We start from the raw sequence: 14,413 nt of genomic DNA on the forward strand, positions 1-14,413 counted from the left end.
AATAAGAGATTTAAATCATCTAGGCGGTTCTTGGTCTTGTGGAAAAATTACCGATAGATATGAGAGTATAGCAAACATTTATGGCGCTAGAGATGATGATATAAAGTTACTCTTAAATAATTTTTCAAAGGCTACCGACATACCAAATGTTAAAATCACGATAAATGTTTATAAAGACATAAGGTTGACAAATAAAAATTTACCGCCAAATGATGAGCCTGTATTAATCTTAAAATTAAATACTCAATCGAGTCAAACAGAATAAAATTTCGGGCGGCGCAAACCGCCCGAAATACCGCGCTAAGCCTTTACTGCTCGTAAAAGCCGCTCGGTTTGGAGATCGTGTCGATGTAGATGTTTTTGGTCTGGGTGTAGTGCTCCAGGATCATCTTGTGCGTCTCGCGACCGATGCCCGATTCTTTGTAGCCGCCAAACGGCGCGCCCGCGTGGATCTGGTTGTAGGTATTGACCCACACGCGACCCGTCTCAAGCAGGCGTGCGACCGTGAGCGCCTTTGCGATGTCGCGCGTAAATACGGCGCCGCCTAGTCCGTAGAGGCTGTCGTTTGCCATGCGGACGAGCTCGTCTTGATCTTTAAATTTAATCACGACGCCCACAGGACCGAAGATCTCCTCTTGCGCGACGCGCATGTCGTTGCGCACGTCCACGAGTAGCGTAGGCTCGACGAAAGCCTCTCCCGCGCTATGTCGCTTGCCGCCCACGGCGATCTTAGCGCCCTCCTCTACGCCGATTTTTACGTACTCTAAAATTTTATCGGCTTGCTTTTTGTTGATCTGGCATCCCATCTGGGTGTTCGGATCGAGCGGATCGCCTACCTTGATGCGCTTAAATTTCTCCACGAGCGCCAGTACGAATTTATCGTAGATGCCCTCCTGCACAAAAATTCTACTTCCCGCGCAGCAGACCTGGCCTTGGTTGAAAAGAATTCCCAGCTGCACGCCGTCGATCGCAACGTCAAAGTCGCAATCGTCAAAGATGATATTCGCGCTCTTGCCGCCAAGCTCAAGCGTAGCGGGGATGATCTTTTGCGCCGCGGCTAGCGCGATGCCTCTGCCGACCTCGGTAGAGCCGGTGAATGCAAGCTTATCGAGCCCTTTGTGAGTGCGGACGAACTCGCCTGCCTTGCTTCCCTTGCCGGTTACGACGTTGATGACGCCTTTTGGAAGCAGCGGTGCGATTAGGCGGATAAACTCCAAAATGCTAAGGCTGGTTTCGGAGCTTGGCTTAAATACGCACGTATCGCCCGCGGCAAGTAACGGAGCGAGCTTCCACGCGCCCATCAAAAACGGGAAATTCCACGGCACGATCTGTCCTACTACGCCGATCGGCTCGCGTAAAACGACGGATAGATAGCGCTCTTTTAGCATATTGGCGCTGCCCTCCTCGCCCAAGATCACGCCCGCAAAATAGCGGAAATGCTCGATCGACCACGCTACGTCGACCGCGCGCGTCTCGCGGATCGGCTTGCCGTTGTCGATAGTCTCTACGGTGGCGATGAACTCGGCGTTTTGCTCCAGGACGTCGGCGATCTTATTTAGCAGCGCGCTGCGCTCATAAACGCTGGTGCGACGGAAGCTCTCAAACGCCTTGCGGGCCGCGGCGACCGCTCTATCGACGTCCGCCTTGCTAGCATCTGCGATCTTTGAAATTTTCTCGCCGGTAGCGGGATTAAAAACGTCTAGGCTCGCGCCGCCTTCGGCACCCACAAACTCGCCGTCGATGAAAAGCTTATAGCTTGGTTGGATTGTAGCCATGCTTACTCCTTACGTGAAATATGACATTCGCTATTATATATCCGCGGCGGTTAATGCGGCATAAATTTTGGAGCGAAAATCGGTTAAAATTTCGCGGTGTGTAAATTTGAGAAGAAATGCGGCGCGCGCGAAATTTTAAAATTTAATCTACGCGCGCGACAGCGGAGCTTTGAAGCGGCTTTGAAGCGGCGTGAAATTTGACCGGGTGCGAGCGGCGAAATTTCAAAATGTAACGTTTATGAAACGAGAGCGAAAATTCGGCTGCGCGAAATTTTAGAATTTCGCTCCGATAAAATTTTAAAATTTGGCTTCGTCTGGATTTAGAATTCGGCTTCGTTAAAATTTTAAAATTTTGTGAAGTAAAATTTAAGAAACATTTTGCGGAGCGGGCGGGCGGTTTAAATTTACGGCACACGGCAGCGTGCGACGATCAATTAGCGAGCGCGACTCAAGCTATACGTAGCCCAAACTATAGCCTGCCGATAAATTTTAAAATTTTGCGGGGTAAAATTTCATAATTCGGCTTTGTCAGAGTTTTGAATCGAGTTTCGTTAAAATTTTAAAATTTAGTCTGGTTGAGAATTTTAAAATTTTGTGAAGTAAAATTTCAAAAATACTTTTCGGAATAAAATTTCTACAACTGTCTTTCGCGCAATCTTTGCAAGCCCATAACGCTTGCTCGTAAGGCTCCGCTTGGTACGGGCGGCATTTTGAGCAGGACGAGAGGGCGGCGCCGAAAACAGCCGCGGCTGTTTTGTAAAAACAGACACAGCAACGCACAACCTACTATCGCTCGTAGCTTCTCGGGCGCAGAGGGAGCAACTGCTCGCGCGCACAGCTTCAGACGCAGAAAGTATAACCGCTCATGCGCACGGCTCGGACGCAGGGGGATAGCTATTCGCCGCGGCTCGTGCACAACTCATACCCAGGGCATAATTGCCTACGCTGCGGCTCACAGCTCGTTCGAGCACAGGGAAAGATAACTGCTCTGGTGCGTCAGGCTCATTCAAGTCAAAAAATCGAACTAGGCGCACGAAACTCATGTTATCGCAAGAACTGCGCGCTTTGAATTCGTTTGAGCGAGGGAGTGCAAACCGCTTAAAATTTTAAAATTTGGGCTCGAAAAAAGTCTCTTCGTGGATGTTGGAAAAGGCGGCTTGCAGGCTGATAAAAAACCTCGGATGGGTCTTTTCGTACTGTGCCAAAAGCTCCTTCGTAGCGGCGCGCGCGGTGGGTTCCTTACCGCCATATTGCTTCGCGGGGCAAACCTCCTCCTCGCGCATGATCGGAAGCTCGTTATCTCTAGCACAGGCGGCGATTTGGCGCTCGCGCGCTAGAATGAACGGGCGGATGATCACAAGCCCGTTTTCGGCGACATAGCGCGGAGCGAGAGTTCGAAGCGCGCCGTTAAAGGTGAAATTCATAAAAAAGCTCTCCGCAGCGTCGTCGAGGTGGTGGGCGATGGCGATCTTATTAAAGCCGTGCTCAAGCGCGTAGGAGTAGATGTATCCGCGCCTCATACGTGAGCAAAAGCTGCAAAACGTGGTGTTTGCGCGGATCTTTTCCTTGCCGAATTCAAAAATTTTAGTATCGATTATCTCGTAGGGGATCTCGTGCTCTTTAAAATGCGCGCTTATCTCGCGCAGATCCTCGCCGATACCGTAAGTGACGGTAACGGCTCGAAACTCCCAGCTAAGCGGGCTTACGCTTTGGAAGTGCTTCAGCACGTGCGCCAGACTCATGCTGTCCTTACCGCCGCTAAGAGCTAGTAAAATTTTATCGCCGCGCTCGAACATCTTGTATTTGGCGTTGGTTTGTCCGACCTGTCGCAGTAACTTTTTGGAGAGGTTTATCATAACCTTTCGATCATTTTTAGGACGAAATTTGCGCTCGTCTGCGCGCTTTTTACCATAAACTCGTCAAAGTCGAACTCGGCTTTGTGTCCCGCCTCGTCGCTTATCGCGCGTAGCACGCAAAACGGCACGCCCAGCGCATCGCACACCTGCGCCACGCTCGCTCCCTCCATCTCGACCGCGCTCGCGTCAAACGTCCGCTCGATCCAGCTCTTGCGCTCCTCGCCGCTTACGAACTGATCGCCGCTAGCGATGACGCCCGATTTTAGCGTGATGCCTAGCTGCTCGGCGACGCTTTGCGCGATGGAATTTAGCTTCGCGTCGGTTTGGACTGAAATTTTACTTCCCGGCACGAATCCGTGCGGATGCCCAAACGCCGTGATGTCCAGATCGTGCTGCACGAGCGAGGTGGCGTATAAAATTTCGCCGATCTTAATGCCACGCTTCAAAGCCCCCGCAACGCCCGTAAAAATAAGCGCGCGCGCGCCGAATTTCTCGATCATAACCGTAGCGGTCAGGGCGGAATTTACCTTGCCGATCTTCGAATACGCGATCACTAGATCGTGGCCGTTAAGCTTAGCGGCGTAGAATTTATTATTCGCGTGCTCCACAGCCTCCACGCTCACGCCCCGCTCGCGCAGCGCAGATAGCAGCGGCTCGATCTCTTCGGGCATGGCGCCTAAGATCGCTACTTTCATCCATTCTCCTTTGCAAATTTTACAAACTCGTCTAGGCTCGCAAGATCCGTGATGCTGAAAGTTGGCTTTTGCGTGATCTTTTTGTTTATCCCTTTTAAAACCGCCGCGCCGAACTCGACGAAGCAGTCCGCCTCGCCCTCGTAATTTTTGATACTTTGCTTGTAAAGCACGGGGCCGATAAGCTGGGCTTTAAGCAGTTCTAGCGCTTCGGATTTCGTCGTGTATACTCGCGCCGTGGCATTAGCGACGACCGGAGCGAAGCTCTCTTTTAGCGCGGGGCGTAAAAATTCCAAAAGCTCGTCGCTAGCACTTTGTAGCATCGGACAATGGCTTGCGACGCTCATATTCAGTAACATCGCGCGCTTTGCGCCTGCGGCTTTAAACTCGCCCTCGAGTGCCGCGAGATCGTCTTTTTTACCCGCGACTACGATCTGCCCGTCGCAATTATAATTCGCCGCCCAAACCTGCTTACCGGCGCTCGTCGCATCCGCGCAAATTTTCTCGACCGCCTCATCGGCAAGAGCTAAGATCACCATCATTCCGGCGCCTTTGCCCTCGCAGGCGCTCTGCATAAGCCTGCCGCGAATATTTACTAGCTTTAACATCTGCTTCGGCTCTATGCCTCCCGCAGCGCTTAGCGCGCTAAACTCGCCCAGCGAATGTCCGAGCAAAAACTGCGGAGCGATGTTAAGCTTTCCTTGATCCGCTCTTTCTTGTAGCACCGCAAGCACCATCATGGAATTTAATGCAATCGCAGGCTGCGTAAATTCCGAAACGTCGAGCTTGTCGTTAGGTTCAAACAGTAAATTTTTAAAATCGATACCGGTAAATTCTGAAGCCCCATCCAAAAGCGCGCGCGCAGATGCGGAGTTTTCGTAAAACTCCATGCCCATGCCTACGCTTTGGCTGCCCTGTCCGGGGAAGATAAAAGCAAATTTCATAAAAAAGTCCTAATGCTCGTGATGGTGCCCGCCGCAGCACTCGTGATCTTTCCCGTGATCGTGACCTCCGCAGCATTCATGACCGTCTGCATGCCCATGGCCTCCGCAACACTCATGATCCTCTGCGTGGTCGTGTCCGTGTCCGCCGCAGCACTCGTGCCCCTCGTGATGATTATGTCCGCAGCCGCAGCTGTGCGCACCCTCTGGCTGGCCGGTAAGAATTTCGTCCGCCGTCGCTTCTCGGTTCTCGACGATTTTTACGTTAAATTCCAGCTCCTTGCCCGCGAATGGATGGTTGAAATCGATGGTAACGTCCTGCTCGCCGATAGCTTTGACGCTCACGCGAGTAGTCGCGCCGTCCTCCGCCTGACCGAAAAGCTCCATACCAACGACCAGATCGATGCCCGCAAACTGCTCTTTAGGCAGGATCTGCACGGCGTCCTGCTTATACTCGCCGACCCCGTCGCTCGGGCTTATGCGAACCGTTTTGCTCTCGCCCGCTTGTAGATTTAAAATTTCATCTTCCAGCTTTTGGATGATTTGATCTTTGCCGCTAAGAAAGGCGATCGGGTCGGAGTTTAAATTTGATTCTAAAATTTCGCCGCTTTTGCCGTCTTTTAGCTCATAATGCATCTTTATAACTCGGTTGTTAGCCATAGTTTTCTCCTATTTAAAATTTTATTTTTGATTTTGTATTTAAATTTAGGTTATCTAGTGGGTGCGGCTTTAGCTTCTTTGGAGTCCGGGTATGAAGCCTTTAGCGCTTTGTAGAATTTATCTGCGCTGTCTTTATCGCCGATCTTATCGAAGCTGATCGCGGTGTGATAAAGAAGTTTTTGGGTGTAGTCTTGGCTCTCGTTATGCGAGATACTCTTTTTGTAATAGTTTATCGCTTCCGCGTATGAGCCAGAGAAATATGAAATTTCGCCCAGCATGTAATTTGCCTTAGCGGGCTTGTAATTTTTAGATACTAAATAATTGTAGCGCTCTTTTGCGCCGGAATAGTCTTTTTTGGCATATAAAGCGTCAGCCTCTTTTAATACCGAAGCCTGATCTTTTGATTTAAAATCGGAGTCTGATTTTGTACTAGCAGAGACTGAAGCAGTGCCTGCGTCTAATTCAGCGTTTTTTTTTACGCCGCTGCCATTGCCTAATTTTTTATTAATTTCAGCAATTTGGGCTTTTATAGTAGCGATATCTCGTTTCATCTGATCTAGCTCGCTGTTACCTTGGCTCTTGCCCGTAGCGCGAATTTCTAGATCCGCTACTCTGTTTTCCAGATTCGAAATTTTAGAATTTGTTCCTTCAAGGACACTTCGCAAACCTTCAACGCTCTCGCGTGTATTATCTACACTAGTTTGCATCTCGCTTATACGCTTACGATTGTCGCGCAATACTTGTTCGTTTTCGGTTAGTCCATAAGAGCTACCTGAATCAATATTGCCAGCATCAAATGCAGAAGTTTCTGCATTTAAAAAAGTGGCGACTCCCAAAAGAGCCGCCACCATGAAATTTTTAAATTTCAAATTAGAATCCAACTTTGAATTCGTCGCGTCTGTTTTGAGCGTCGCACTCTTTAGAATGCTCTGTGCAAGCCATATTGCTCTCGCCGTAGCTTACTACGGAAATTCTGCTCTCATTTACGCCTTGAGCAACCAATGCGTCTTTAGCTGCAGTAGCTCTCTTTAGACCAAGAGCATAGTTGTACTCATCAGAACCCCACTCATCGCAGTTACCCTCAACTTTAACAGTTAGAGACTCTGCGCCTGCTTGATTGAATAAAGCTGCGTTATTATTGATTGTGCCTTGCTGATCGGCTCTAATATTAAATTTATCAAAGTCGAAATAAACAGTGCCAACTTCACTTTGGATCTGAGATGCCAAAGCAGCTAGTCTATCTGCATTACTTGTGCTTGTAGTATCGGCCTCTGGGGTCTTTTTAGAACAACCGCTCAATAATAGAGCAGCAACTGCTATCGAAGATAAAACTAAATGTTTCATTTTCTATCCTTTCAAAAAAAATTGAAGTCATTATATCACGAGATTTTTTAATATTTTACCAATCAACCGATTGAATTTTACCCACTCTTAACGGAAATTGAAAACTTTTATTCTCGTTAACTCTGATAATACCTACCGAGCTTCCGCTGCCGTCTTGCTTGATAAACATAATGCTGCCGCCATCGCTAGAAAATCTAGGAAACATATTTTTGCCGCTAGCCGTTAACTGGCGAATCATATCGGTTTGAGTTGAGATTAAATATATATTAAATCCGCCCCCGCCGTCGCGACTAGAGTAAGTAACATAATTGCCATTTGTGCTGATGGAGTTATTGTTTTTGCCGTGATAGACGAGCTGCTGAACGTTGCCGCCATTTATGCTAGTGGCAAATACGTTCGGATAACCTAAACGATCGCTCACAAAAGCCACGCGCGAATCGCCGTCGATAAAATTTCCATTTACATCAATGCCTGCATAATCGGTAATTTGCTTAGCGCTACCTGAGGCTATATCATACAAATAAATATCGGGTTGATCTTTAGGCGCATTGGTGATTAAAAGCTTTCTGCCGTCGGCGCTTACATCTGAAGCTATCGTCATGCCATGACCGGTAAAAATTTTACTCTTGCTACCGTTGGATAGATTAAATTTATAGATAGCAGGGGTATTTTTATTGACGTAATAGGTGTAATAAAATTCGTTCTGCGCTGCGCTTGCCCATTTAGGGAAGATATTTAATCCGCCGCGAAGCACAACCTGTTGATAGGTAAGCGTATAATCCGCCACCATGATCTCGCTCTCGCGCGTCGAAGTATAGCGCGATAGCAGAATCATCTCCTTCATCCAATCGACATTCGAATAGCCTAGCTGCTTGACGATCTCAGATACCGCCATATGGGCTAAAAACGGATATTTCTCGGCATTTGAAAGCGTAAAGCTTTTCTCATACATCACCCTGCCGCTGTTTGCTTCGAGCACTTTGGCTTTTAGGCTCATCGGCGAGCTTTTATCACTTACCGCGTAGCGCACGATAAGAGCGGCACCGCTAGAGCCTAGATTGTCGGAAGCGCCCGCATCATAGCTGCTTTGTAGATACTCGTCGCTGACTTCAAAAGTCGCGCCGACCTTTAGATCGCCCACCATAAGTTTAAAGAATTTGTTGCCAAATTCTGAATTTGCAAGGTTCGATGCATCCTGAACAACGATTTTAGGTAGATTTACCCCTTCGTTTACGATAGACATAGTCGCATCTGCCGCGAAAATGCTACTACAAAATGCAAGAATCAAAAGTAGTTTCTTCATCTTTTCTCCTTAAATTTAGTTTGCTACGTCGGATAATACCATTTCAAATGTGTGAGATTTATTATCCGGTGATTTTGAAAAGCTTCGCTTAGGAAGCTCATCTAAAAATTTTCTTAGCTTTTGGTTAAATTCTGTGCTACGCCCAAGCTCTAAAATTTGATAATTTAAAACTCGTCCATCGGTACTAAATTCTACGCGAACTCTAGCCTCATCGGAAATGCCTGCTTGATACTTCGTCCATAGAGTTTGCAATTTCGACGCCATCTGCGAAAAATAAGCATCTAGCTCCTTTGAAATTTGAATTTTACCAGATTTTTGCGAAACGGAATTTCTTTCATAAGTAAAATTCTGTTCCGAATCCGCCGAAAAAAGCATACAGCAAAACGCAAAAATACAAAAAAGTCTCTTCACTTTTTTCCTTACAAAATTCTAATTTGTCTTCATCACGTCGGACATCCTAGTATCAATCTCATGCGATGCTCCGTCGGGAGACTTCGGGAAAGTCTGAGTAGATAGATTATCCAAAAAATCTCGCAACTTCTGATTAAATTCCGTCTCTCGCCCCAGCTCTATAATAGTATAATCCGCCACTCGCCCATCTGCGCCAAAGACTATCTTAATCCTTGCGTCGTCCTTCGCGGTCGCCACATATCTGCTCCATAGAACTTGAAGCTTCTTCTCGATAGCGCCGTAATAAGCGTTATACTCACCCGTCCTTTGCGTCCTGCCGCCAAGCTTATCGGATTTGACGACAGCATTTTTAGATGCCGCTTTATCCTTAGCACTAGAGGTGGCGGTTTCTTTATCGGACTTTTTGTTACTCTGAACGGCGTCGCTAGCTTTGGCACTTTGCTCAACTTTTTTCATATCAATGCCACCAAAAAGATCGCTCAAGCTCGGTTTTTCCTCTTTTTTTGGCTCCGGCTTAGTTTCCTCTTTTTTCTCTACTACTTTTTCGGAAGGTTTATCTTCCAACTTAGGCTCGGGTTTGGGCTCCTCTTTTTTGGGCTCAGCTTTAGGCTCGTCCTTTTTAGGTTCCGGCTTCGGCTCTTCCTTTGGCTTTTCGGGCTCTTTCGGCTTTGCCTGCACCGGAGGTGGCGGAACTACTTGCGCCGTAGTCTTAATTTTATCCTCCGGCACGTCCTTAATATTCTTATTTTCAAACTCGCCCTGCTTCGTTTCTTTAGCGATTTCAGGCGCGGACGGAAGTTTATCATCTATTTCGAAATCAAAAGTAACATCCATATAATCGTTGGGATTGTCAGTATATTTTTTAAATTTTTCCTGCGGCTTTGAAATTTGATATAAAAGAACAAAAATCACCAGCAGATAGGCAAAAAGGGCGATTAAAAACGATTTAAAATTATCGTATTTAACCCCCGTAAAATTTGAATAATTAGCCATTTGTTTGAAGCGCGACTTTAGTAAAACCCGCTTGCTTTAAGCTCTTTAAGACAAACATTACATCGTCATAAACGAGTCTTTTATCGGCTTGGATATAGACAGGTTTTTCCAAGCTATACTTGCCGGTGCCTTTAAGCAGTACGAGATTATCTGGGAATTCTGCCAGACTCATCGAGCTTTTGTCGATATAAACCTTGCGATCTTCGCCGATACGCACAAGCAAGAATTCCGCGGTATTTTCCGAAACCTGTGCTTTTGAGCCACTAGGCAGTTCGATCTTTTCATCGTAGATAATCGCCGTTTGCGCGACCATTAAAATCGCTAGCAAAACAAGCATAATATCGACGAGCGGAGTGATATTTAACTCTGGATTTTCGTCGAAATTATACATTAAATAGCTTTTCCAGTGTTTGCTTTAAATAGCAAAATATCCGCTGTACGATTTATGATGCTCATAACTTCGTATGCTTTGCGTTTTATAAGTAAGCTAAAGGTGTATGCGGGGATCGCTACAAAAATTCCACATCCTGTGGCAACCAGCGCCTCGCTGATCGCAGGAGCGATAGTATCGATGCCGGAATTTCCGCCGCCAAGCTTGGAAAATGTGTGAAGTATACTAACAACCGTACCAAATAGCCCGATAAATGGCGAAGTAGAGGCAACGATAGATAGCCAGGTAAGTCCGCTAGTGGAGTCGCGTTCGGCTTTGCCTTTATAAATTTCCAAGGCCTCTTTTGAAATTTTATCGGTATTTACTTTTTGAAAAATAGAGCCCGAAAGCGAAATCCTACCACCCATCAGCAAGGATTCGAGTGCCTTTGCTTCGCGGTGTTGCCACGCACTAAGCCCTACAAATCTGGAGATCAAAATCGTAAAAGTGACGATAAAATAGATGGATAACCAAGAAAGCACGAATATCGTAATAAATGTGCTTCTCGTAAAATAACTTAAAATTAGATCTAGCATATTTAACTTTGCCTTGCGAATTCGTCGACTCTAGCCATAATCGCTGCGGAATTTGCCGCATCGGAGCTAATGGACGCAAGCATATCTTTGGCGCGCTGCAAAGACTTTGCTACGGCGCTTTCGCTATCGCCTCCGATAGCTACGGCTTGAGTGGCTAGAATAGTAGTTTTTTCTTCTGTAACTTCCAAAAATCCGTCGTTTACCAAAACAAGCTGCTTTTTGCCGTCTTTATCTACGATCTCAACGACTCCGCCTTCGCTTTTGTCTTTAAGTCCCGTTAGCAAGCTCGCATGCCCCGGCAAAATACCCATTTCGCCAGTAATGCCAGGGAGTTGGACGGATTTGACTTCGCCCGAAAAGACCATCCCTTCGGGCGTAACGATATCTAAAAGCAAAAATTCTTTCATCTTAAAATTCCTATGCTTTCATCTTTTCAGCTTTTGCTACTACCTCGTCGATATTTCCCACCATATAAAAGGCATTCTCCGGCAGATCGTCGTATTTGCCCTCTAAAATTCCCTTAAAGCCAGCGATAGTTTCCTCTAGCGAGATATATTTGCCCGGACTTCCAGTAAATACCTCGGCTACGAAAAACGGCTGAGATAGATAGCGCTCGATCTTTCTAGCACGCTCGACTACGAGCTTGTCCTCTTCGCTAAGTTCGTCCATACCCAAAATCGCGATAATGTCTTGCAAATCTTTGTATTTTTGAAGTACTGCCTGAACGCCGCGAGCGACCTTATAATGCTCCTCGCCGATGATTTGTGGATCGAGCATTCTTGAGGTCGAATCAAGCGGATCGACGGCAGGATAAATTCCTTTTTCAGCAATCGCTCTGTTTAAAACGGTCGTCGCATCAAGGTGCGCAAAAACGGTCGCAGGCGCAGGGTCGGTAAGGTCATCCGCAGGTACATAAACTGCCTGAACGGAGGTAATGGAGCCCTTCTTAGTAGAAGTAATGCGCTCCTGTAATTTACCCATTTCGCTAGCAAGCGTAGGCTGATAACCGACCGCGGACGGAATTCGTCCCAAAAGCGCGGACATCTCCGAACCCGACTGCGAGAAGCGGAAGATATTGTCAATAAACATCAAAACGTCAAGCCCTAGCTCGTCGCGGAAATACTCAGCCATCGTAAGACCGGTTAGCGCGATGCGATTTCTCGCCCCAGGCGGCTCGTTCATCTGACCGTAGGTTAAGGCGACTTTATCCAAAACTCCGGATTCTTTCATCTCATTATAAAGGTCGTTTCCCTCTCTCGTTCGCTCGCCGACGCCCGCAAATACGGAGTAACCGCTGTGTTTGAAAGCGACGTTGTGAATCAGTTCCATGATGATGACGGTCTTACCGACGCCAGCACCGCCGAATAGTCCTACCTTACCGCCCTTTGCGTAAGGGGCGAGCAGATCGACTACCTTAATGCCGGTTTCAAAAATTTCACTCTTTGTGCTTTGATTTTCAAAGCTAGGCGGATCTCTGTGGATCGACCAGCGGGTTTCAAATTTTTCATCCTCGCCTTCGTCGATCAGATCGCCCGTGACATTAAAAATTCTACCCAAAACCTTCTCGCCCACAGGCACTGTAATAGGTGCGCCAAGAGCCGTAGCCTCAAGCCCTCGCCTAAGTCCATCGCTCATATCCATAGCGATCGTGCGGACGCGATTGTCTCCAAGGTGCGCGGCTACCTCTAGGATCAGCCTACGATGAGCGCCTTCGACGTCAAATTTAACCTCGATAGCTTCGTTAATCTTCGGTAAATAGTCCTTGAAATCGACATCGACCACGGGACCCATTACCTGAGAAATTATTCCTTTCATCCGTTTTCCTTTCATTTCATTGATTCGACGCCGCTTATGATCTCGATAAGCTCAGTCGTGATAGAGCCTTGTCTGGCTTTGTTATATGCTAAATTTAACTGCGATACGCGTTCTTTGGCGTTATTTGTCGCATTCTCCATAGCGTTCATTCTCGAGCAGTGCTCCGCGGCCAAAGAGTCGATCAGCGCGTAATACATGCTGTAGCTAAGATAGCTCTGGATTAAATTTAACATCAATGTTTCTTCATCCTCAGGGCTTTCAACCTCTACTTCCAATGTAGATGTTTTTAAAGCGTCCTCATTAATCGCAGGTTCACCGATCGGCACCAGAGTATTTACCCGCATCTCTTGGGTAATCATATTCAAATAGCCGTTATGGATAAGTATGACTTCATCGGTTTTACCTTCGTTAAAATCCTTAACTGCGGCTTGGACGATTTCGTTAGCTTTCTCAGACGATGGAGATGAGCTCACGCCGATATATCGCTCCAAAAGCTCAATGCCTTGAAAATCAAAATACTCTATCCCCTTTTTGCCGACGGCGCGAAGGCGAACCTTGATCTTTTTAGCTTTAAGCTCCTCAATCAAAGCTTTGATCTTTTTGATGGTGTTGATATTAAAACCGCCGCAAAGCCCTTTATCTGCGGTAATAAACAGCAAATCAACCACCTTTACTTCCCGCGTGGTATCAAAAATTCTAAGTTTTTCGTCGTTGCCTGAATTATTGCCTACGTAATTTTTAACGCGCGCAGAAATTTCACCCAAGACCTCGTTAATCTTCACCGCATAAGCACGCGAGCGCATCGCCGCTTCTTTAGTGTTTTTAAGCTTGACGTTGGAGACCAGCTTCATAGCTTTGGTAGTCTTCTCTGTATTTCTGACGCTTTTGATTTGAAGCTTTATATCCTTTAAATTTGCCATAATTTAGCCTTCTTAAGCGGCAAATGTCGCTTTAAAGTCATTTAGAGCCTTGATTAAATTTTCTTCCAAATCCTTCTCGATGGTCTTTTTGCTTCTGATCTCTTCAAAAATTTCAGGATATTTCGCCTCGATATATGGATATAGCTCAGCTTCAAATTTGCCAATAGAGCTCGTAGGCACATCGTCCAAAAATCCGCGGCTTCCCGCAAAGATGATGACCACTTGATTTTCGACCGGAAGCGGCGAATAAGGAGGTTGCTTTAAAATTTCGACCATTCTTTGTCCGCGATCCAGCTGCTTACGGCTGCTCTCGTCCAAATCGCTCGCAAACTGCGCAAATGCCTGAAGCTCACGGTATTGAGCGAGATCTAGGCGCAAGGTTCCCGAGACCTTTTTGATCGCTTTAATCTGCGCGGAACCGCCGACGCGGCTAACCGAAAGACCTACGTTGATCGCAGGACGAATTCCAGAGTTGAATAGACCCGATTCCAGGAAAATTTGACCGTCAGTGATAGAGATAACGTTTGTAGGGATATACGCCGAAACGTCGCCTGCTTGCGTCTCGATAATAGGAAGCGCCGTTAGGCTGCCTGCACCGAGTGCATCGCTTAGTTTGCTAGCGCGCTCAAGCAGGCGGGAGTGCAGGTAAAATACATCGCCAGGATACGCCTCGCGTCCCGGCGGGCGGCGCAAGATAAGCGACATCTCGCGATACGCAACCGCGTGTTTGCTCAAAT

Annotated in this window: 16 protein-coding genes and 1 pseudogene; 1 reads left to right on the forward strand and 16 read right to left on the reverse strand. The window is 47.0% G+C overall.

From position 1 onward, the window contains the following. Positions 1 to 265, forward strand: a 265-nt coding sequence (locus Q0256_RS04540) for a hypothetical protein (RefSeq protein WP_297960467.1), incomplete at its 5' end; no start/stop codon positions are given. A gap of 43 nt (positions 266 to 308) precedes the next feature. Here Q0256_RS04540 and Q0256_RS04545 read toward each other — a convergent pair. The 16 genes and pseudogenes from Q0256_RS04545 to Q0256_RS04620 form a co-directional block, all read right to left on the reverse strand. Beyond that, positions 309 to 1,775 carry an aldehyde dehydrogenase family protein gene (locus tag Q0256_RS04545; RefSeq protein ID WP_297960470.1) on the reverse strand — a complete coding sequence of 489 codons (1,467 nt, stop codon included), beginning with the start codon at positions 1,773 to 1,775 and terminating at the stop codon, positions 309 to 311. Between the two features lie 1,106 nt (positions 1,776 to 2,881). Then, positions 2,882 to 3,631 carry an ATP-binding protein gene (locus Q0256_RS04550; protein ID WP_297960473.1) on the reverse strand — a complete coding sequence of 250 codons (750 nt, stop codon included), beginning with the start codon at positions 3,629 to 3,631 and terminating at the stop codon, positions 2,882 to 2,884. Next, positions 3,628 to 4,326 (reverse strand): 5'-methylthioadenosine/adenosylhomocysteine nucleosidase, encoded by a 699-nt coding sequence (locus Q0256_RS04555; protein ID WP_297900639.1) that lies wholly within the window; start codon positions 4,324 to 4,326, stop codon positions 3,628 to 3,630. The genes Q0256_RS04550 and Q0256_RS04555 overlap by 4 nt, the downstream gene beginning before the upstream one ends. Beyond that, entirely contained in the window at positions 4,323 to 5,267 is a 945-nt protein-coding gene (fabD, locus tag Q0256_RS04560; protein WP_297960476.1) for an ACP S-malonyltransferase, read from the reverse strand. The genes Q0256_RS04555 and fabD overlap by 4 nt, the downstream gene beginning before the upstream one ends. Before the next feature lie 9 nt (positions 5,268 to 5,276). Further along, positions 5,277 to 5,924, reverse strand: coding sequence for an FKBP-type peptidyl-prolyl cis-trans isomerase (locus Q0256_RS04565; protein ID WP_297960479.1), 648 nt, complete (start codon positions 5,922 to 5,924; stop codon positions 5,277 to 5,279). Between the two features lie 50 nt (positions 5,925 to 5,974). Continuing rightward, entirely contained in the window at positions 5,975 to 6,793 is an 819-nt protein-coding gene (locus Q0256_RS04570) for a tetratricopeptide repeat protein (protein WP_297960482.1), read from the reverse strand. A 1-nt stretch (position 6,794) separates the two neighbouring features. Then, positions 6,795 to 7,268 (reverse strand): OmpA family protein, encoded by a 474-nt coding sequence (locus tag Q0256_RS04575; RefSeq protein WP_291938293.1) that lies wholly within the window; start codon positions 7,266 to 7,268, stop codon positions 6,795 to 6,797. A gap of 55 nt (positions 7,269 to 7,323) precedes the next feature. Then, positions 7,324 to 8,571, reverse strand: coding sequence for a Tol-Pal system protein TolB (gene tolB / locus Q0256_RS04580; RefSeq protein WP_177389413.1), 1,248 nt, complete (start codon positions 8,569 to 8,571; stop codon positions 7,324 to 7,326). 15 nt (positions 8,572 to 8,586) lie between these two features. Continuing rightward, positions 8,587 to 8,982, reverse strand: coding sequence for a TonB C-terminal domain-containing protein (locus Q0256_RS04585; protein WP_297960485.1), 396 nt, complete (start codon positions 8,980 to 8,982; stop codon positions 8,587 to 8,589). 18 nt (positions 8,983 to 9,000) lie between these two features. Beyond that, on the reverse strand, positions 9,001 to 9,975 hold the full coding sequence (locus Q0256_RS04590) for a TonB C-terminal domain-containing protein (protein ID WP_297960488.1): 975 nt from the start codon (positions 9,973 to 9,975) through the stop codon (positions 9,001 to 9,003). Continuing rightward, positions 9,968 to 10,366: a biopolymer transporter ExbD gene (locus Q0256_RS04595; protein ID WP_005869629.1), complete on the reverse strand. Its 399-nt coding sequence runs from the start codon at positions 10,364 to 10,366 to the stop codon at positions 9,968 to 9,970. The genes Q0256_RS04590 and Q0256_RS04595 overlap by 8 nt, the downstream gene beginning before the upstream one ends. Further along, positions 10,366 to 10,941, reverse strand: coding sequence for a MotA/TolQ/ExbB proton channel family protein (locus tag Q0256_RS04600; RefSeq protein WP_177389416.1), 576 nt, complete (start codon positions 10,939 to 10,941; stop codon positions 10,366 to 10,368). Before Q0256_RS04600 ends, Q0256_RS04595 begins: the two co-directional genes overlap by 1 nt. A gap of 2 nt (positions 10,942 to 10,943) precedes the next feature. Then, positions 10,944 to 11,348, reverse strand: a complete 405-nt coding sequence (gene atpC, locus Q0256_RS04605) for an ATP synthase F1 subunit epsilon (RefSeq protein ID WP_291938303.1) — start codon at positions 11,346 to 11,348, stop codon at positions 10,944 to 10,946. A gap of 10 nt (positions 11,349 to 11,358) precedes the next feature. After that, a complete protein-coding gene (gene atpD, locus Q0256_RS04610; protein ID WP_295151010.1) occupies positions 11,359 to 12,756 on the reverse strand; it encodes a F0F1 ATP synthase subunit beta in 1,398 nt (465 codons plus the stop codon). A gap of 11 nt (positions 12,757 to 12,767) precedes the next feature. After that, positions 12,768 to 13,676 carry an ATP synthase F1 subunit gamma gene (gene atpG / locus Q0256_RS04615; protein ID WP_297900610.1) on the reverse strand — a complete coding sequence of 303 codons (909 nt, stop codon included), beginning with the start codon at positions 13,674 to 13,676 and terminating at the stop codon, positions 12,768 to 12,770. 12 nt (positions 13,677 to 13,688) lie between these two features. Next, positions 13,689 to 14,413 (reverse strand): annotated as a pseudogene (locus Q0256_RS04620) (F0F1 ATP synthase subunit alpha); the annotation flags it as partial.

Source organism: uncultured Campylobacter sp. (genome assembly GCF_937949835.1).
Lineage (GTDB): Bacteria > Campylobacterota > Campylobacteria > Campylobacterales > Campylobacteraceae > Campylobacter_B.